This window comes from Ruegeria sp. CDSC021 (genome assembly GCF_059610845.1).
On sequence record NZ_JBXWOK010000002.1, the window covers coordinates 326,046 to 344,077 of the forward strand.

An 18,032-nucleotide genomic window follows, 5' to 3' on the forward strand; every position below is an offset into this window, starting at 1 on the left:
CGCTATGGGAATCCGTTTCTTTTCAGACCGGAACAGGCCAGTTCATATGGGCGGCTACCCGCTAGAGCGGTTGGCGCGGCAAGACACAATGCCGGACCTGTCACAGGTGCCGCCTATGGGCGATCTTAGTTTTCGCCGCCCCGATCAGCCCCACAGCATCGTCAATGCGATGGGTGAGTTTCAGGCGATGATGGATGCGATCCGCGACGGGTTGGTGAACCCGGCAATGGGCGATATCCCGTCAGATCCGAATGCGCGCGCCAACCATCTGAAAGCCTTTGGTTATTTCAACGATGCGTCGATGATTGGGTGCGGACCACTGCCGCCCGAAGCACTGTTGCCCGAGCCGCGCCGCAACCCTGATATAGACCGGCTGGCTGATGCCCTGAGGACACGGCAAACCAAGACGCTGGCCTCGGGCATTGATGTCATCATGGCGGATTTGAAGGACAGTATCGAGGCTGCGCCAAAGCCAATCGACAGCCACCGCCATGCAATCGTGTTTCTGTACGAACACAACCGAGACCCGGACCTGTCCGAGCCCGGAACCGATTGGATCGTGGATGCGCAGGATCATCGCGCTTGTTTGTTGGCAACCGAGAATGCGGTGGTGATTGCCAACTACATCCGATTGCTTGGCTTTGATGCACGGGCGCATACGGCGATGTCGTCGGATGTTGATCTGGGCAAACTGGCGGTCGCCGCGGGATTGGCCTCGGCCGAAGGTGGACAACTTGTTGCCCCGTGGCTTGGGACCCGGTTCGGGTTGGCCGTGGTAACGACCGAGCTGCAGATCACGCATGACAAGCCGCTGTGTCCGATGGCTCAACAACCGTGGTTTCGTACGCAAGGTCCGGCATGGTGGTTGGGGTCGGGTTTTGCCAAGAATGCGCTGAACCGCGACCCCTATGCTAAGCGCCGTTATGTGGATGGGGCGCATCCGTTCGAAAAGCTCAAGCGCGTCGAAACGCCGACCACCTACATTGATGAAGAAAACGTCGCCCGCGTCCCCAAACGGGCCGACATGTTTGCACGGGCGCAATTCGGCGACATGGGTAAGACTCTGCAGGACGCCGCCAAGGGTGGGCATTATGTGCGCAAGGCGGCCCCCAGTTTCGCGCAACGGCGCGCGCTGGGCGCGTTTGTTCTGCTGCAGGATGGCGACAGCGCCGAGACAGCGCCGCCGACAGATGCCGCCCGGAACGCCGCCAATATCAAGGCCGCGACCTATTTTCTGGGTGCGGATGCCGTCGGTCTCAGCCGGTGCCCCGATTGGGCGTGGTATTCACATGATGCCGCCGGAGAAGAGATCACGCCGCCGCATGATCAAGCCATCAGCATGATCATTGATCAGGGTTACGAGACCATGGAAGGGTCCAGTGGTGACGACTGGATTGCAGTGGCCCAATCCATGCGCGCCTATCTGCGGTTCTCGCTTTTGGGTGGGGTCGTTGCACAGCAGATCCGCAACCTTGGGTACAAGGCAAAGGCCCATACGGTGATGGATGGCGAGGTGCTGCAGCCTCCGCTTTTGCTGTTGTCGGGACTGGGAGAGGTCAGCCGGATTGGCGAGGTCATCCTGAACCCCTATCTGGGCCCGCGTCTGAAATCCGGTGCGGTCACAACAGATATGCCTCTGGTTCATGACAAGCCGATAGATTTCGGACTGCAGAGTTTTTGTGAAAGCTGCAACAAATGCGCGCGAGAATGCCCTTCGGGGGCGATCACCGCCGGGCCAAAACTGATGTTCAACGGCTATGAAATCTGGAAATCCGACAGCCAGAAATGCGCAACTTACCGTGTAACAACATCGGGTGGTGCGATGTGCGGGCGGTGCATGAAAACCTGCCCATGGAATCTGGAAGGCATCTTCAAGGAACGTCCCTTCCGCTGGGCCGCGATGAACTTCCCCCAAGCTGCGCCAGCGCTGGCGAAACTGGACGATGCGGTGGGCAATGGTGGCTTGAACGACACCAAGAAATGGTGGTGGGATATCGAATTGCAGCCCGACGGAGCGTATCGCCCGACCCAGCATCCGCTGAACCGGCGCAACCTGCAGACGGACCTTGCCCTGAAATATGAGGATCAGACGCTGGCGGTCTATCCCGCCTATCTGGCCCCGCATCCCTGGCCCTATCCTTTTGCCATGGACCGCGAAGCCGGGATTGCAGCTTATGAAGCGATGGTCACGGCAGAGGAGTACAAGGCACGCAAGGCCGCCGGGGACATGTCTGTTGTTCACAGCTATACGATCGCCGGGGATGCTCCCGTCATGCGGGTCGAGTTGAGCAAGGTCGACCGGATGACCGATGATGTGACCAAATATGAGTTTGCGACGCTGGATGGCGCGCCGCTCCCCCTCTGGACGGCAGGGGCTCATCTGGACGTGCTGGTCGCGCCAGAGTTCCTGCGGCAATATTCAATGTCCGGCAATCCGGCGAACGCAGCGACCTATCAGATCGGTGTCTTGCGCGAGGATGAGGGGCGGGGCGGCTCGGCCCTGTTGCACCGGATTTTTACCGAAGGGCGCAAGGTTTTCATCTCGAAACCCATCAACCATTTCGAACTGGATGAGACCGCCACCAGGACATTCCTGATGGGCGGCGGGATCGGCATCACGCCGATGATCGCCTTTGCCCACCGCCTGCACAGTCTGGGCAAACCCTTTGACCTGCATTACTCGGCCAGTACCCGCGCCGGGGCGGGGTATCTGGACGATCTGGCCGCAATGCCCTGGGCCGATCACGTGCACTATCATTTCTCGGACGAAGGTACGCGCGCTGATTTACAGTCAATCCTGTCGGGATATCAGGCAGGTTGGCACGTCTATACCTGCGGCCCGGATCGGTACATGGAAGGCGTGATGCAGGCAGCGGAACGTCAGGGGTTCCCAGACGAGGCGCGGCATCTGGAGTATTTCTCCGTTCCCGAGCAGCCCGAATATGAGAACCATTCTTTCACGCTGAAACTGGTCAAATCGGGGCGAGAGCTGCAGGTTCCCGCCGACAAACACGCGGCGCAGGTGCTGAACGAAGCCGGAATTCAGGTCGATGTGAAATGTTCGGACGGAATTTGCGGCGTCTGTAAATGCGGTGTGATTTCGGGTGAAATCGAGCATAGGGATTTCGTGCTGTCGAACAAGCAGCGCGAAGGCGCAATCATCCTGTGCCAAAGCCGTGCTGCGGACCCGGACGGGGTGGTCGAGATCGACCTCTGATCCGAGGTCTGGAAACGTCATTTCGGGATCGAAAAATAGGTCGTTCTTGCCATGGACGCCAGTGTGTTGCTGCATTAACGTCCCTGCGAACCCCAGTGGATCCTGACCAACAGGCGCGAGGTAAAATCATGGATTATCACAGCCCTGCCAGCTTTGCCGAGGCGTCGGCTCTGGCAGAAAATGCAAAAGGCGTTACACGGTTTCTTGCCGGTGGCACCGATGTTCTGGTGCAGTTGCGCTCGGAATTGGTGACGCCTGATACATTGATAGACATCAAGAAAATCAATGGCGTAAGCGATATCACCCGCAATGCTGACGGCAGCTGGACGCTGGGCGTGGCGGCGACAGGTGCGGAAATGAGCGAACATCCTGGGTTGGGCCTCGACTGGCCCGGCGTGGTCGAAGCGATGGATTTGATCGGATCGACTCAGGTGCAGGGGCGGGCGACGCTGACTGGCAACCTGTGCAATGGCTCGCCTGCGGCGGATTCGGTGCCAGCCATGGTGGCAGCGGGCGTGACCGTGACAGTCACCGGACCAAGTGGCACACGTGAGGTTGCCGTCGAAGATATTCCGACCGGCCCGGGCAGAACGTCCTTGGCCAAGGGTGAACTGATCTCGGCGGTCAATATTCCTGCACGCGGCGAAAACGGAGGTGATGCCTATCTGCGGTTCATCCCAAGGACCGAGATGGATATTGCGGTGGTTGGCGTAGGTGTAAATCTCCGTCTGGACGGGGATACCATCACCGAGGTCCGCGTGTCGCTGGGCGCTGTGGCTCCGACTGTTCTACTTGTCGAAGACTGCGCCAAGGCGATCATGGGCAGCACCCTTGACGATGCTGCATTGGACGCGCTTGCCGCTGCCGCATCTACTGCCTGTAACCCGATCGACGACAAGCGCGGCACGATCGCATTCCGTACAGAAGTGGCCGGGGTTCTGGCCAAACGCGCCGCGAAAATCGCCTATGCCCGCGCCAAGGGAGAGCAAGCATGAGCAAGTTCCACGTATCCACCACCGTCAATGGTGACACGGTCGAATACCTGTGTGACCCACGCGAGACCCTGCTGGACTGTCTGCGCGACAAGCTGAACCTTACCGGTGCGAAAGAAGGCTGCGGCACCGGCGATTGCGGTGCCTGCTCGGTAACTGTCGATGGCCGTTTGGTTTGTTCCTGCCTGATGCTTGGGATCGAAGCAGAGGGTAAACAGATCGAGACGGTCGAAGGTATTGCAGACGGGGACGTTCTGCATCCGCTGCAGAAGAAGATGATTGAATATGCTGCTCTTCAATGCGGTATCTGCACCCCCGGTATTCTGGTCGCGGCCAAATCGTTGCTGGAAAAGAACCCGAACCCGACCGAGGAAGAGACACGGTATTGGTTGGCTGGTAATCTCTGCCGCTGCACCGGGTATGACAAGATCATTCGCGCCGTGATGGATACAGCGGCTGAACTGCGGGAGGCTTCGTAATGGCACTCGACGATCGCAAATCTGAATTCACTTTCGTTGGCACCCGACCGAACCGCCCTGACGGGCTGGACAAGGTCACGGGGCGCGCGAAATTTGGTGCTGACGCCACCGCACCGGGCATGTTGCACGGGGCTATTCTGCGCTCGCCCCATGCCCATGCGCGGATCGTAAAGATCGACACCTCCAAGGCCCAAGCGCATAAAGACGTCAAAGCCGTTGTGACCCGTGACGATTTCGCTGAGGTGCCGTTTAAGCCCGGTCTTGAAGGTGAGTTCTGGAACGTGCTGGAAAACGTTATGGCAGGCGAGAAGGCCCTGTATGACGGCCACGCGGTGGCAGCTATTGCGGCAACTTCGGCGCTGTCGGCTCGTGACGCACTCAAACTGATTGAGGTCGAATATGAGGTGCTGCCCCATGTGACCGATGTCGACAAAGCGATGGCCCCGGACGCTCCGGTTATACGCGAGGGGGCGGCGGACTATTCCGTGCCCGAAGGGATGCACCCGAACGTCGTGCGCTATCACGAAAGCGGGCATGGCGATGTCGAGGTCGGTTTTGCCGAAGCGGATCTGGTTGTTGAAGACAGCTTCGTCACCGAGGCAACCCATCAGGGCTATATCGAACCTCATGCCTGTTTGGCGACGCTGGGAAATGACGGCAAGGGTGAGCTGTGGTGCACCACCCAAGGGCACTGGATCGCGCAGAAAACCTGTGCGGCTTTGCTGGGGATCGAAACATCGCAACTGCGGGTGACGGCGTCCGAGATTGGCGGCGGCTTTGGTGGCAAGACAACCGTATTCATCGAGCCGGTCGCGCTGGCGCTGAGCCGCAAGGCCAACCGCCCGGTCAAGCTGGTGATGACCCGATCCGAGGTATTCCGGGCCACCGGTCCGACGGCCTCCGCGTCGATGGATATCAAGATCGGGATGAAGAATGACGGCACGATCACCGCAGCGCAAGGCGTGTTCCGCCTGCAGGGTGGGGCCTTCCCCGGCGCGCCGGGTGATATGACGGCCATGTGTGCCTTTGCTCCTTATAACCTGACTAACGTCAAGCAGGTGGGCTATGATGTCATGGCCAACCGCCCGAAACAGGCCGCCTATCGCGCGCCCGGCGCGCCGATGGGGGCGTTTGCGGTTGAATCGGTGATTGACGAGCTGTGCAAGAAGCTGGGGCTGGACCCCGTGGATGTGCGCCTGAAAAACGCCGCCTACGAAGGTACCAAGGCCAGCTATGGCCCGCGCTACGAACGCATCGGTCTGGTCGAAACGCTTGAGGCCGCCAAGGCGCATCCGCACTATTCTGCGCCACTGAAACCAGGGCAGGGGCGTGGGATATCCTGTGGATTCTGGTTCAATCACGGGGGCGAGACATCCGTGTCGCTGGCCCTGTCCGAGGATGGTTCGGCCCAGCTGATGGTCGGCACGCCCGATATCGGCGGTTCGCGCGCGTCGATGGCGCTGATGGCAGCCGAGGTGTTGGGCATTCCCTACGAGAATATTCGCGTAACCATCGCGGACACGGCAACACTCGGCTATAACGACGTTTCGCACGGCTCGCGCGTGACTTATGCCTCAGGGCTGGCCACGATCAAGGCGGCCCGGCATGCGGTTGAAAAGCTGAGCGAACGCGCGGCGGCCAAGTGGGGCATCTCGGTAGATGCGGTGAAATGGGAAAACGGCTGCGCGGTGCCCTCGGGCCCCAATGCGGGCGATTTCGATCCGATGCCGCTGGCCGATATCACCGCCGATATGGGTGCGACCGGTGGTCCGATCTCGGGCCATTTCGAAGCGACCCCGGAAGGCGCAGGCGTGTCATTCGGCACACATATCGTCGATGCCGAGGTCGACCCGGAAACCGGCAAGACCAGCATCACCCGCTATACGGTCATTCAAGACGCCGGAAAGGCGATCCACCCGACCTATGTGGAAGGCCAGTATCAGGGTGGCGCGGCGCAGGGCATCGGTTGGGCGCTGAACGAGGAATATGTCTATGGCGAGGATGGTCGTCTGCAGAACTCGATCTTCCTCGATTATCGTATCCCGGTCGCCAGCGACTTGCCGATGATCGATACGGTGATCGTCGAAGTTCCCAACCCCGGCCACCCGTTTGGGGTGCGTGGTGTGGGTGAAACCGGCATTGTGCCGCCGCTGGCAGCCATCGCCAACGCGGTTTCGAACGCTGCAGGAGTGCGGATGAAGCAACTGCCAATGTCACCGCCGCGCATTTTGGCGGCGCTCAAGGACAATGGTTGAGGTCCACCTTTGGTCCGGCCTCCGGTCTCTGACCGGGGGTCAACAGGTGGTCGAGGTCGAGGCCAAAACCACCGGCGAGCTGCTGCGGGAACTTGCGCGGGTTCATCCGCAGCTTCAGGCACCGATTGATGCCGGTGTATCTATCTCAATCAACGGGCGCGTGATCGCCAGCGGGCTGACTGAACCGATCCCCGAGGGCAGCGAAGTCTATCTGATGCAAAGGCTGCGCGGCGGTTAGCCTTGGGGAGACCAAGGTTCGCGCCCGACCATCCTGTCTGCTTCGGCGGTGATGTCGTTCATATGCGCCTCAAGGCTGAGGCGAAGGGCCTCGAGTTCTTCTTCACTGGCCTTGCGGGGAACGTTTTCGGTCCATTCCCGGCACAAAAAGACGCCCTGATTGCGCCAAGGGCGTGGCATCAGCAGGCGGTCCCAGGTTCCGGCCTCGCTGCCGTGGCGAGCGGAAAAGGTGATCCCGAAGACCCGCTTGCCCGAGGTGCGGGCCCAGACCAGAGGCACGGTCGACAGCACCCGTTCCGGGCCGCGCGGGCCGTCAGCAGCGATCCCGATGGAAATGCCGCGCTTGATCTTGCCGATCACTTCGCGTGACACCGCGATGTTGTTGGCGTTTTTGCTGGTCATGGCGATGGTGTCCATGCCGAACAGTTTCTGCACCCGACCAACCATGCTGCCAGCGCGTGCCGAGGATGTGATCGAGCAGATACGCCCCTTATCCAACGGAAAGAAATAGGGCGATTGTGCCAGTCGCTGATGCCAAAGGACAACGATGACCGGCTCGCCCTGATCGGCCAGTTGGTCCAGCTCTTCATAGCCGATGCGTTGCCATTGGGTGTTGCGGTTAACCATCCGAATATAGCTCGCGATGCGGCGGGCGGTCCAATTCAGGACGGCCTCGCTATCGGCGATTTTCTTGCGGATACTCACTAATGGTGACCCTCATATTGATCAAACCGTGTCTTATAGAACTCAACGCCATACGCAACTTGTTTGTCGTGCGCATAACTGAGGAGGAATCTGAAAAAGCCTCTTGAGTCCGCCGCGCGGCTAGCATATTTGAGGCGCACCTTAGGGGTATAGCTCAGTTGGTAGAGCGACGGTCTCCAAAACCGTAGGTCGCGGGTTCGAACCCTGCTGCCCCTGCCATTCTCTCCATTGCCAGAAGTTTGTGCCAGCTTGGGCGGAATGGGACATGCGTGACCCTTTGCGCAGCCTAGCTGTTACAACTTGGACCAGCAGAGCATTCGACCGATGCGATAAACCGCGTTCTGGTTGCTCAACAAATCACGGTCTAACCCAAAATCGGTGATATGCCACCGGCAAAAGCGGCCAAGATTGGGGCCGTCAGGGCGAAGCCGGCGCGGATGATGTCACCTGTTCCTTCTGTCAGCTTATGCGACGATCTCCAGTCATCAATGTCGAATGTCTGGTCTGTGCCGCCCTGATTTCGGGCAGCCAAAGCGAGGTTAGAAATTCTTCCGTCCAGAAGGACTGCCACGGGAAGAAAGTAGCTGAGCATTAGCAAGCAAAAATATGTGCCGGTGAACAAGGCCGATGCGTTGAGCAATGCGCTATAGGCGGCCCTTTCTGATTCAGCGATCATGGGCAAGGGCCAGTACATCCAGCTTGCGGCAAAGAACATGCCGAAGGTCAGCACCAGACTGGACAGGTAGAGCTGCTGCCGCATCTGCCGCAAGTTTTGCGCCAGCTCAGCTGCGGTTGCTTCGATGTCCTGAGATTCATGCCGACCAAGACACAATATCATTCCGACAATCAACGACCCGATCGCAAGGCCGGCCATTGCATTCACCAGGTCCAGAATACGGTTGAACAGCGAAAGAACAGGGGCCTGCCCGCATTTCCCAAACATCCAGCTATCTTCCGAACCGGAACATGCCGGCAAGGTGCCTTGCGACAATGCTGTTTCAAAAACGGCTTTGCCGATCTGGTGGTAAATCTGCGGGCTTTGGTCGGTCATATGCTTTCGAATGGTCGGCACGAGAGCCAGAAACACGATGGCGACTACAATCGCGATTGCCGCGATCCGGGTGTTTTTTTCGATCGGGCGTGACAGGGTCCGGAACAAGACTGCCACGGGCAACAAGGCCAGCGATAAAAAGAACCAGGACGCGGCAAGAAACCGAAATCGACCAACGGCTTCCTGCCAAGAGCTACCGCTCAACACAAAGTTTACTGGAACGTCCAGTTCATTGGCGATCATTTGGTTCTGGATCAGTTTATGGATTGCGAAAACACATACCGGCAGCAGGGCGATGGCAAAATAGCGCGGTTTTACTCGGCTTTTTGACACGTGATACCTTTCTAGCCCGGGCGTTGCACAGCACACAGTTTAGCACAAAACTCGTACATCGATGCCTGGAGTTTCAGGCGGGCTTTCTGATGGTGACAATCGAACGGCCGGTACGTTTGCCCATTTGCCCCAGCCAGACCGCCAGAAGTACAATACAGACACCGGCGATCTGCACAAAGGTCAGGTTTTGCCCAAGCATGACCCAACCAATCATTACGGCGGATAGCGGGCTGAGAAAGCCAAGTGCCGAGACCGCAGAGGGTTCGATCCGGGCGAGGCCTCGGAACCACAGGATATAGGTCAGGGCAGCCCCGATGACGCTCAGATAACCAATTCCGAGAAGGTTGTTTTTTTCAAGCGCTGGTAAGGCGGGCTCAAACATCAGTGCAAGCGGCACCAGCATCAGCCCGCCGGCGGTTAGTTGCCAAGCGGTAAATGTCAGCAGCGGCACTGGCGGTTGCCATTTGCGCGTCAGGACAGTTCCTGCTCCCATCGAAAGGGCGCCACCCAGTCCAGCGATCAGGCCAACCGTATCAAGATTGATAGCTGTACCGAGGACAAGGCACCCGACGCCGATCACCCCCAACAGCGCTGCGCCGACCGATCTCAGCCCAACCGGGGTGTTCAGCAGAAATGCCGACAGGAAGACTACAATAAGAGGTTGTACCGCGCCGACAGTGGCTGCGACCCCACCGGGGAGCCTGTAAGCCGCGACGAAAAGCAGGGTCCAGAACACGGTGAAATTGAGCGCGCCTAGAATGAATATGCGGCCCCACCAATGACCCCTTGGAAGTTGACGGGACAAAACTAGAAGCAGCAGCCCGGCAGGCAGCGCACGCAGCGCGGCCATCGTGATCGGATATCCGACGGGCAAAAATTCGGTCGTAACATAATAAGTGCTACCCCAGATCAAAGGGGCAACAGCAGTTAGGGCGATGTCGGTTTGGTGTCTCATGGCGAATCCCTTTATCTTGACGTCAAGATATATTGTAAAATCTTGACGTCAAGATAAAGTTGGGCTAGCCAGAATTCATGGATCATGTGGAGCAAATTATCGCGCAGTGGAACAGTGCCCGGCCCGACCTGGATGTGGGGCCAATGGAAACCGTTGGTCGACTGACGCGGTTGGCGGTTCAGTTGCGAAGGGCGATGGAGCATACTTGGGCTCTTCATGACATGAACGCTGCCAGCTTTGATGTCCTTGCCACGTTGCGAAGGTCTGGCAAGCCAGAGGGTCTTTCACCTGGCGAGCTTTTGGAGCTTACAATGGTGACGTCCGGCACAATGACGAATCGCGTCGATCAACTGGTTAAGGCGGGGATGGTCGAAAGAGTGCAAAACCCTGAGGATGGCCGGGGCTTCCTGATCCGTCTTACCCAAAACGGATTCAAAGCGATTGAGGCCGCCGTTTCGGATCATGTAGAGACTCAGCAGCGCCTGGTTCAGGGTTTGTCCCTGCAACAGCGCGATCAACTCAATCACCTGCTCAGATCGTTGTCTGAAACGCTGGACTGATCCGGGCAGGTAAGCATTCTGGATCGGGGTGCCAATTCCGATGTGGCATAAGCCGTTTTAGTGCGCACGGCTCAAATTCTATAATTCTTGGGCTATGCGGTTTCCTCGGTCAGGGGATTGGCATATTGTCCAAACGAATTTCAGGTAGCCGGATGAGGATACATGTCGCGCTTCGATGGATATTTCCTGCGGCAACTGCTGATTCTGTTCGGCTTTTTCACTCTGATTCTGGTGGGGGTTTTCTGGATCACCCGCTCGGTCAGCCTGTTTGACCGTGTCATCAGCGGTGGTCAATCGGCCATGGTGTTTCTTGAATTTACCGCTCTTACTTTGCCGACGCTGATCCGTACGGTGATGCCCATGGCCGTGTTCGCAGCGGCCGTCTATGCCACCAACCGCCTGAGCCGTGAAAGCGAGCTAACGGTGATGCTGGCCACAGGCTCCAGCCCGTGGCGGCTGGCTCGCGCTGTGGTTCTGTTCGGTCTTGTTGCTGGTCTGATGATGGCCTCGATCAGTGTTTTCCTGCGCCCGGCCTCGGTCGATCTACTGGAAAAACGGCAGGCCGAAGTGGCGGGTGACGTCACAGCGCAGTTATTGAATGAAGGCGAATTCCTGCATCCTGCAAGTGACGTGACCGTCTATATTGGGGGAATTGATCTGGACGGGACTTTGCGCGAAGTTTTTGTTTCGGACCGGCGGGATAAAACCAGCCCGGTCAGCTATTCCAGCCAAACAGCTTATCTGGTCAATAACGGCTCGGGCATTCATCTGGTGATGGTTGACGGAGTTGCCCTGCGTCAGGACCGGCAGGGACGTACCCTGTCGTCTACACTGTTTCAGGACGCGTCCTATGACATCTCAGAATTGACGAGTACTGACAACGCGGCCGAGCGAAGCCTCGAGGCCATTCCCACCGCAGAGCTGTTGCGCGACCGGGCTGCGATTGCGGCAGCAGAAGGGTTCACTGAGGGCGCGTTGATCGACGAGCTGCATCAGCGATTTTCGTGGATCACCATTTGTATCGCGGTCGCGATGGCGGGCTATGCAACCCTTATGTTGGGCAGCTTTTCCAGATTTGGCCTGTGGCCACAGATTTTTGGAGCATTCATAATTCTGGTCCTTTTGGAAGGTATGCGCGGCTTTGTGTCCCCGTTGGTGATCGAAGACCCGAAATTGTGGCTATTGCTCTATTTGCCTGCTGTCATGGGCATATTGATCTCGTGCCTGTTTCTTTTGATTGCAGGTCGTCCGCTTCTGCGCGTGCGCGCAAGAAAACACTCGCGGGCATTGTCCCAAGCCTGAAGTTACGGCGCATTTCGGCGCAATGTTCTTCGGCCAAGCTAATTTGTTTTTTCGCTCAGGTTTTCTGCGTTAGGCTGCGGTTGGATGATCAGTCAAAAGGACCGGACCATGCTGGACAAAACCCACAAACCCACCTGGACCAGCTTTGAAGAGGCGACCAAGGCCGATTGGGACGCCGTTATGGAATACGAAGAGGCCTATAACGCCGCGTTGCCGGACAGGATACTGGATGCGATCCGTTCGCTGGACGAGGATTGGACGCCCTATCCCGTGAACCGCTATCAGCACAGCCTGCAGGCCGCGACGCGCGCCTATGAGGATGGGGCGGAAGAAGAGCTGGTCGTCGCAGCGCTGATCCACGACACCGGCGATATCCTGTCTCCCTATAACCATGGAGAGCTGTCAGCGGCGATGATGAAGCCCTATGTCAGCGAGAAAACCCATTGGATCCTCAAACATCACTGCGTGTTCCAGGGCTATTACTACAATCACCACCTGGGCGGAGACCGCAACGCCCGAGACAAGTACCGCGACAGTCCTTATTGGGAGGACTGCCGCTATTTCTGCCATGAATACGACCAAAAGGCGTTCGATCCGGATTACCCGACCAAACCGTTGGAGTTCTTCGAGCCGATGCTGCGCCGTGTCCTAAGCCGCGGCGAGGGGCATATGGAGTTGAACGAAACCGCCGAAGGTTAGCAGGCGGCCATCAGACGGTAAACGATCTGTGCGGCGGTAAAGTCCCAGGCGGCATTGCCGTCCGGGGCGAGTTCGACCACGTCGAACCCCACGCATTTGCGCCCCCGAAGGGCATGCTCGACCAGTTGTAGCGCCTGATAATAGCCCAAGCCGCCGGGCACGGGTGTTCCTGTGGCCGGCATTTGCGAAGGGTCCAGCCCGTCGACATCAAAGCTGACATAGACCAGTTCGGGGAAATCCTTGGGCAGATCGACCGCGTGGATGTTGCCGGTGACCAGCTCCTCGGCATCAATGTGGAACACGTTGTTCTTCACCCGGCTCTGCGCCTCTTCGGTCGAAAAGGCCCGGACGCCGAATTGGGCCAGTCGGACGCCTTCTTCGGCCAGTAGATGCATGACCGAGGCATGGCTGTGCTTTTCACCCTGATACGTGTCGCGCAGGTCCGCATGCGCATCAATCTGGACGATCCCGATCGGTTGGTTCAACGCGCGGGCCACACCCATCACCGCACCGTAGCTCAGCGAATGCTCACCGCCCAGAGTGACCGGCACTTTACCAGCGCGAATGGCGGCTTCGGTGCGCAGGGCAAGGCGTTCCATCACTGCAGGCATAGGGCCGTCACAGCTCAAAGGTTCCTCGGTGAAAATACCCGCTGTGCAGGGCTCGGCAAGGCCGGTGATGCGCTCCAGCTCGTTGCTGGCCTCTATGATCGCCGCCGGGCCACCGGCTGTACCCGAGCCGTAGGATACCGTGCGCTCCAGCGGTACTGGGATTACACGAAACCGGGCGTTTTCGGTCCGTTCCAATGTGGTCAGTTCACTGTCGAGGAAAACGCTCATGAGAGCCTCTCTTTAAAGTCGTCATAGCCGAACTGTTTGATAATTTTCAACGCGCCGGTTTCGCTGTTCCACAGGGCGATTGTGGGCAGGGGGACACCGTTGAAGGTGTTGGTCTTGACCATCGAATAATGCGCCTGATCGAGGAAGGCAAAACGCTGGCCGATCTGCAGCGGTTTGTCCCACGCATAGTCGCCGATCACATCCCCGGCCAGACAGGAGGGGCCGCCCAGACGGTAGGTATGCCCTGCCTCGGCCTCGTCCATTAGGGCAGGGCGATAGGGGGCTTCGATCACATCGGGCATGTGGCATGTGGCCGAGATGTCGGTGATCGCAAGGGCCATGCCATTGGTCGGCAGGTCAAGGATTTCACCGACCAGAATCCCCGCATCCAGTGCCACAGCCTCGCCGGGTTCAAGATAGACGTCGACGTCATGGGTTTCGCGGATCTCCTTGATGAACGCGATCAACCCATCACGATCATAGTCGTCACGGGTGATATGGTGGCCACCGCCGAAGTTCAGCCATTTGAGATGACCCAGGAACGGGGCGAGTTTTGGTGCAACGGCTTCCCATGTGCGCATCAAGGGCTCGAACCCTTGTTCGCAAAGTGTATGCATATGAAGGCCGTCAACACCAACCATGATTTCATGGCTTAGTTGGCTGACCGGTGTGCCCAGACGCGAACAGGGCGCGCAGGGGTCATATTTGGGTATCTCGCCTTCGGAATGTTCCGGATTGATGCGCAGGCCGACCTGTACTTTGGCTGCCTGTGCCTTGGCTAGGAACCGGTTCTTTTGCGCGGGCGAGTTGAAGATCACATGGTTGGACAGCGACAGGATTTCATCGATGTCAGCGTCTTTGTACCCGGCGCAGTAAGTGGCGACTTCGCCGCCATATTCTTCGCGGCCTAAACGCGCCTCATAGATACCGCTGGCGCAGGTACCGTCAAGATGTTGGCGGACCAGCGGAGCAAGCGAGAACATTGAGAACGCTTTGAGGGCACCGAGGACATGGGCGCCGGACCTGCTACCGACGTCGGACAAGATCACCAGATTGCGCTCAACCGCCTTTTGGTCAACCACAAAGCAAGGCGTTGGCACGCGGTTTAGGTCGAAATTGCGGAAGGCACCGGCATCGCCTGCTTGGGTGGTCATCATGTCGGACATATCAGGCGTCTCCGAATTTGGAGAGGGCGGGGGGCGCTGCCCCCCCGGACCCCCCGAGGTATTTAGGGCCAGATGAAGCTTGGCGGATCAGAACTCGACCGGGCCATCCAGTTCGTGGACCTGCCATGGCAAGCCATGGGCGTTTAGCATGTCCATGAAATCATCCGGGTCGAGCTGTTCCATGTTCCACACACCTGGCTGCGTCCAGTTGCCTTTGAGCACCTGCGCGGCACCGATCATGGCGGGGACACCGGTGGTGTAGCTGACGGCCTGGCTGCCGACCTCGGCGTAGCATTCCTCGTGGTCACAGATGTTGTAGATGTAATATGTTTTCTCACCCGAACCATCCTTGGCCTGACCTGTAGCGATGTCGCCGATGCAGGCCTTGCCCTTGGTTTCCGCACCCAGATCGCCGGGATCAGGCAGCAGGGTTTTCAGGAACTGGATCGGGATGATTTCCTTGCCGTCATGCATTACCGGGTCGATGCGGGTCATGCCAACATTTTCCAGCACTTTGGCATGGGTGATATAGGCGTCGCCGAAGGTCATCCAGAAGCGGGCGCGCTCAATTTCGGGGAAGTGGGTGGAAAGGGATTCCAGTTCCTCGTGATACATCAGGTACATGTTTTTGGGGCCGATGGCGGGGAAATCGAACTCGACCTTATGGGTCATGGCGGGGGAGTGTTTCCATTCGCCAGCTTCCCAATGGCGCACTTCGGCCAACACTTCGCGCAGGTTGATCTCGGGGTTGAAGTTGGTGGCGAATTCCTGATCGTTGCTGCCACCATTGGCGTCCAGCACGTCGATCTGGCGGATCGTATCCAACTTGTGTTTCTTTAACCACGTCGCAAAGACAGACGTCACGCCCGGATCAAAGCCCGAACCGAGGATGGCGGTCAGTCCTGCCTGTTTGAACCGATCCTGATAGGCCCATTGCCAGTGATACTCGAACTTGGCTTCGTCCTCGGGCTCGTAATTCGCGGTGTCGATGTAGTGGATGCCCGCCGCAAGGCACGCGTCCATCAGCACGAGGTCCTGATAGGGCAGGGCCAGGTTCACGAGGACCTCGGCACCGGTGTCCTTGATCAGTTTGACCGTGTCCGCGACCTTATAAGCGTCCAGCTCCGCAGTAGCGATATCAACGCCCACACGCTCTTTCACGGCCTTGGCAATGGCGTCGCATTTCGACTTGGTGCGGCTGGCCAGCGTGATTTCAGTGAAGATGTCCGAATTCATCGCCATCTTGTGCACCGCAGCGTGAGAGACGCCGCCCGCGCCGACAACCAGCGTTTTGCCACTCAAAGTTCCCATGGGGTCATCTCCTCTCGGGGGTTATTCGTAATAGGTGTAGCCATTGATCGAGTCGCGATATGCGCTCATCAGGGTTTTGCGGTCTTTGGCCAGCAGAGTACCGGTCGAGATCGCCTCGTCCACCATTTTGCGGAAGGCGGCGACACAGTCGGCCGGATCAAACTCGACATAGGACAGGACCTGACCAATGGTGTCGCCCTCTTGCTCGTGCAGCAGATCGAAACCGCCATCGGAGCGCAGGTCGATGGTAACCACGTTGGTGTCGCCGAACAGGTTGTGCAGATCGCCCAGCGTTTCCTGATAAGCACCAACAAAGAAGACGCCCATGAAGTATTCGTCATTCTCGGGCAGGGAATGCACTGGCAGGCTGGGCGAGACACCGTCGGCCAGAATAAACCGGTCGATCTTGCCGTCGCTGTCGCAAGTGATATCGGACAGCACCGCGCGGCGGTCGGGCGTTTCGTTCAGACCCTGCAGCGGCACGATCGGGTGTAGCTGGTCAATGGCCCAGACGTCGGGCAGCGATTGGAACAGTGAGAAGTTGCAGTGATAGATATCAGCCACTTTTTCCAACTGTTCGTCGACATCCGTGTCGAGCTCATCACTGGCAGCCAACGCCTTGAGGCGGGCCATCAATGACAGATAAATGCGTTCGGCACGCGCCATCTGGCGCAGGTCGATATATCCGCGGCGGAACAGGGCGCGCAGCTCGTTGCGATAAAAAGTGGCGTCGTTCCAGCATTCCTGAAGGCGGTCGCTGGAGAGGTATCCGTGCACGGCGGCAAGGTCCGAGACTAAGTGATGATCATCCGCCTCGACCTCAGGGCCGTCTGGCGCGTCATAAAGCGTGCTTTCCAGCACGTTGAACACCAGCATGGATGAGGTCGCAACGATAGCGCGCCCGCTTTCGGTGACCAATGTGGGGTGCTTGACCTCGGCTTCATCCATGGCATAGGCCACGGTTTCGACCACGTTGGCGCAGTATTCTTCTACCGTGTAGTTGATCGAGTTTTCGGCGGCTTTCTTTTCGCCCGTGTAATCTACGCCCATGCCGCCACCCAGGTCCAGATGGGTCAGCGGTACGCCTTCGCGGGTCAGTTCGGTATAGTATCGGCAGGCCTCACCCACGGCGCGGCGCACGTCATTGACGTCCTGCACCTGCGATCCAAGATGCGAGTGCTGCAGCTTCAGGCAGTGCAGCAATCCGGCGGCCTTCAGCTTGTCCACCGTGGCGACCAGTTGATCGGTGTTCATGCCAAAGGCGGAACGGTCGCCCGAGCTTTCTTCCCATTTTCCGCTGATCTGGTTGGTCAGTTTAACCCGCACGCCGATCAGCGGTTCGATGCCCAGTTGGTTATAGACTTCGATCACCGTGTCGGCCTCTTTCGGGCTTTCCAGCACGATCACCGTATTGAACCCGATTTTGCGGCTGAGGATGGCCAGCTGGATAAACTCGGCATCCTTGACGCCGTTGCAGACGATCAGCGCCTCATTGGCCAGACGATGGGCAAGCGCGACCACAAGTTCCGGTTTCGAGCCAGCCTCAAGGCCATAATTGTACTTCTTCCCAAACTCGACGATCCGGTCGACCACCTGAGCCTGTTGGTTGACCTTGATCGGAAAGACACCGCGATAGCTGCTTTTGTACCCAACCCGGGCAATCGCCTCTGCAAAGCTTTCGTTAATATGGACAATCTCGTGCTCCAGATAGGAGCTGACGCGCAGGATCATCGGAGCCTTGATGCCGCGATCGTCCAGATCACGCAGAATACCGGGCAGGCTGATAGCAGCAGTCTCTGGTGCAAGGGGATTGCGCAGACCGATTTCGCCGTCTTCCGTCACCTCGATGAGGTCTTTGCCCCATTTCTCAACCCCGTAGATGGAATGCGGTGCGTCGGGCGTCTGTTTCAATCAAGTCTGTCCTTAACCTA

15 protein-coding genes and 1 tRNA gene are annotated in these 18,032 nt (G+C 58.3%); 9 read left to right on the top strand and 7 right to left on the bottom strand.

All coding sequences use genetic code 11. From position 1 onward, the window contains the following. The first annotated feature begins 4 nt into the window (after nucleotides 1-4). From AC2FGB_RS06535 to AC2FGB_RS06555, 5 genes are all read left to right on the top strand, one after another. Entirely contained in the window at nucleotides 5-3,217 is a 3,213-nt protein-coding gene (locus tag AC2FGB_RS06535) for a reductive dehalogenase (protein WP_496693647.1), read from the top strand. Nucleotides 3,218-3,345: 128 nt separating this feature from the next. Then, the gene (locus AC2FGB_RS06540; RefSeq protein WP_142635792.1) at nucleotides 3,346-4,212 is read left to right on the top strand and encodes an FAD binding domain-containing protein; all 867 of its coding nucleotides are present in this window, start codon (nucleotides 3,346-3,348) and stop codon (nucleotides 4,210-4,212) included. Next, on the top strand, nucleotides 4,209-4,688 hold the full coding sequence (locus AC2FGB_RS06545; protein ID WP_142635794.1) for a (2Fe-2S)-binding protein: 480 nt from the start codon (nucleotides 4,209-4,211) through the stop codon (nucleotides 4,686-4,688). The genes AC2FGB_RS06540 and AC2FGB_RS06545 overlap by 4 nt, the downstream gene beginning before the upstream one ends. Then, a complete protein-coding gene (locus tag AC2FGB_RS06550) occupies nucleotides 4,688-6,943 on the top strand; it encodes a xanthine dehydrogenase family protein molybdopterin-binding subunit (protein WP_496676366.1) in 2,256 nt (751 codons plus the stop codon). Before AC2FGB_RS06545 ends, AC2FGB_RS06550 begins: the two co-directional genes overlap by 1 nt. After that, nucleotides 6,936-7,181 carry a MoaD/ThiS family protein gene (locus AC2FGB_RS06555; protein ID WP_142635798.1) on the top strand — a complete coding sequence of 82 codons (246 nt, stop codon included), beginning with the start codon at nucleotides 6,936-6,938 and terminating at the stop codon, nucleotides 7,179-7,181. Before AC2FGB_RS06550 ends, AC2FGB_RS06555 begins: the two co-directional genes overlap by 8 nt. On the opposite strand, the gene AC2FGB_RS06560 is transcribed toward AC2FGB_RS06555, so the two are convergent. Further along, nucleotides 7,178-7,885: a lysophospholipid acyltransferase family protein gene (locus AC2FGB_RS06560; RefSeq protein WP_496688816.1), complete on the bottom strand. Its 708-nt coding sequence runs from the start codon at nucleotides 7,883-7,885 to the stop codon at nucleotides 7,178-7,180. The genes AC2FGB_RS06555 and AC2FGB_RS06560 overlap by 4 nt on opposite strands. 143 nt (nucleotides 7,886-8,028) lie before the next feature. Here AC2FGB_RS06560 and AC2FGB_RS06565 point away from each other — a divergent pair. After that, nucleotides 8,029-8,104: transfer RNA gene (locus AC2FGB_RS06565), tRNA-Trp, on the top strand. 145 nt (nucleotides 8,105-8,249) lie between these two features. On the opposite strand, the gene AC2FGB_RS06570 is transcribed toward AC2FGB_RS06565, so the two are convergent. Beyond that, complete coding sequence (locus tag AC2FGB_RS06570; protein WP_496710097.1) at nucleotides 8,250-9,269, bottom strand: hypothetical protein; 1,020 nt, start codon at nucleotides 9,267-9,269, stop codon at nucleotides 8,250-8,252. Between the two features lie 73 nt (nucleotides 9,270-9,342). Next, nucleotides 9,343-10,224, bottom strand: coding sequence for an EamA family transporter (locus AC2FGB_RS06575; protein ID WP_496693649.1), 882 nt, complete (start codon nucleotides 10,222-10,224; stop codon nucleotides 9,343-9,345). 77 nt (nucleotides 10,225-10,301) lie between these two features. On the opposite strand from AC2FGB_RS06575, the gene AC2FGB_RS06580 reads away from it, so the two are divergent. The 3 genes from AC2FGB_RS06580 to AC2FGB_RS06590 all read left to right on the top strand — a co-directional run bounded on the left by AC2FGB_RS06580 (nucleotide 10,302) and on the right by AC2FGB_RS06590 (nucleotide 12,785). Then, nucleotides 10,302-10,784 (top strand): MarR family winged helix-turn-helix transcriptional regulator, encoded by a 483-nt coding sequence (locus AC2FGB_RS06580; protein ID WP_281995324.1) that lies wholly within the window; start codon nucleotides 10,302-10,304, stop codon nucleotides 10,782-10,784. A 162-nt stretch (nucleotides 10,785-10,946) separates the two neighbouring features. Next, entirely contained in the window at nucleotides 10,947-12,086 is a 1,140-nt protein-coding gene (gene lptF, locus AC2FGB_RS06585) for an LPS export ABC transporter permease LptF (protein WP_142635808.1), read from the top strand. Between the two features lie 108 nt (nucleotides 12,087-12,194). Further along, complete coding sequence (locus AC2FGB_RS06590) at nucleotides 12,195-12,785, top strand: HD domain-containing protein (protein WP_496693681.1); 591 nt, start codon at nucleotides 12,195-12,197, stop codon at nucleotides 12,783-12,785. Here AC2FGB_RS06590 and speB read toward each other — a convergent pair. The 4 genes from speB to speA all read right to left on the bottom strand — a co-directional run bounded on the left by speB (nucleotide 12,782) and on the right by speA (nucleotide 18,012). After that, the gene (speB, locus tag AC2FGB_RS06595; RefSeq protein WP_496693650.1) at nucleotides 12,782-13,624 is read right to left on the bottom strand and encodes an agmatinase; all 843 of its coding nucleotides are present in this window, start codon (nucleotides 13,622-13,624) and stop codon (nucleotides 12,782-12,784) included. The two genes, AC2FGB_RS06590 and speB, sit on opposite strands and share 4 nt — an antisense overlap. After that, complete coding sequence (gene nspC / locus AC2FGB_RS06600) at nucleotides 13,621-14,790, bottom strand: carboxynorspermidine decarboxylase (RefSeq protein ID WP_496693651.1); 1,170 nt, start codon at nucleotides 14,788-14,790, stop codon at nucleotides 13,621-13,623. Before nspC ends, speB begins: the two co-directional genes overlap by 4 nt. Nucleotides 14,791-14,877: 87 nt before the next feature. Next, complete coding sequence (locus AC2FGB_RS06605) at nucleotides 14,878-16,101, bottom strand: saccharopine dehydrogenase family protein (protein WP_496688810.1); 1,224 nt, start codon at nucleotides 16,099-16,101, stop codon at nucleotides 14,878-14,880. A 21-nt stretch (nucleotides 16,102-16,122) separates the two neighbouring features. Continuing rightward, complete coding sequence (gene speA, locus AC2FGB_RS06610) at nucleotides 16,123-18,012, bottom strand: biosynthetic arginine decarboxylase (RefSeq protein WP_281972444.1); 1,890 nt, start codon at nucleotides 18,010-18,012, stop codon at nucleotides 16,123-16,125. Nucleotides 18,013-18,032: the final 20 nt, after the last annotated feature.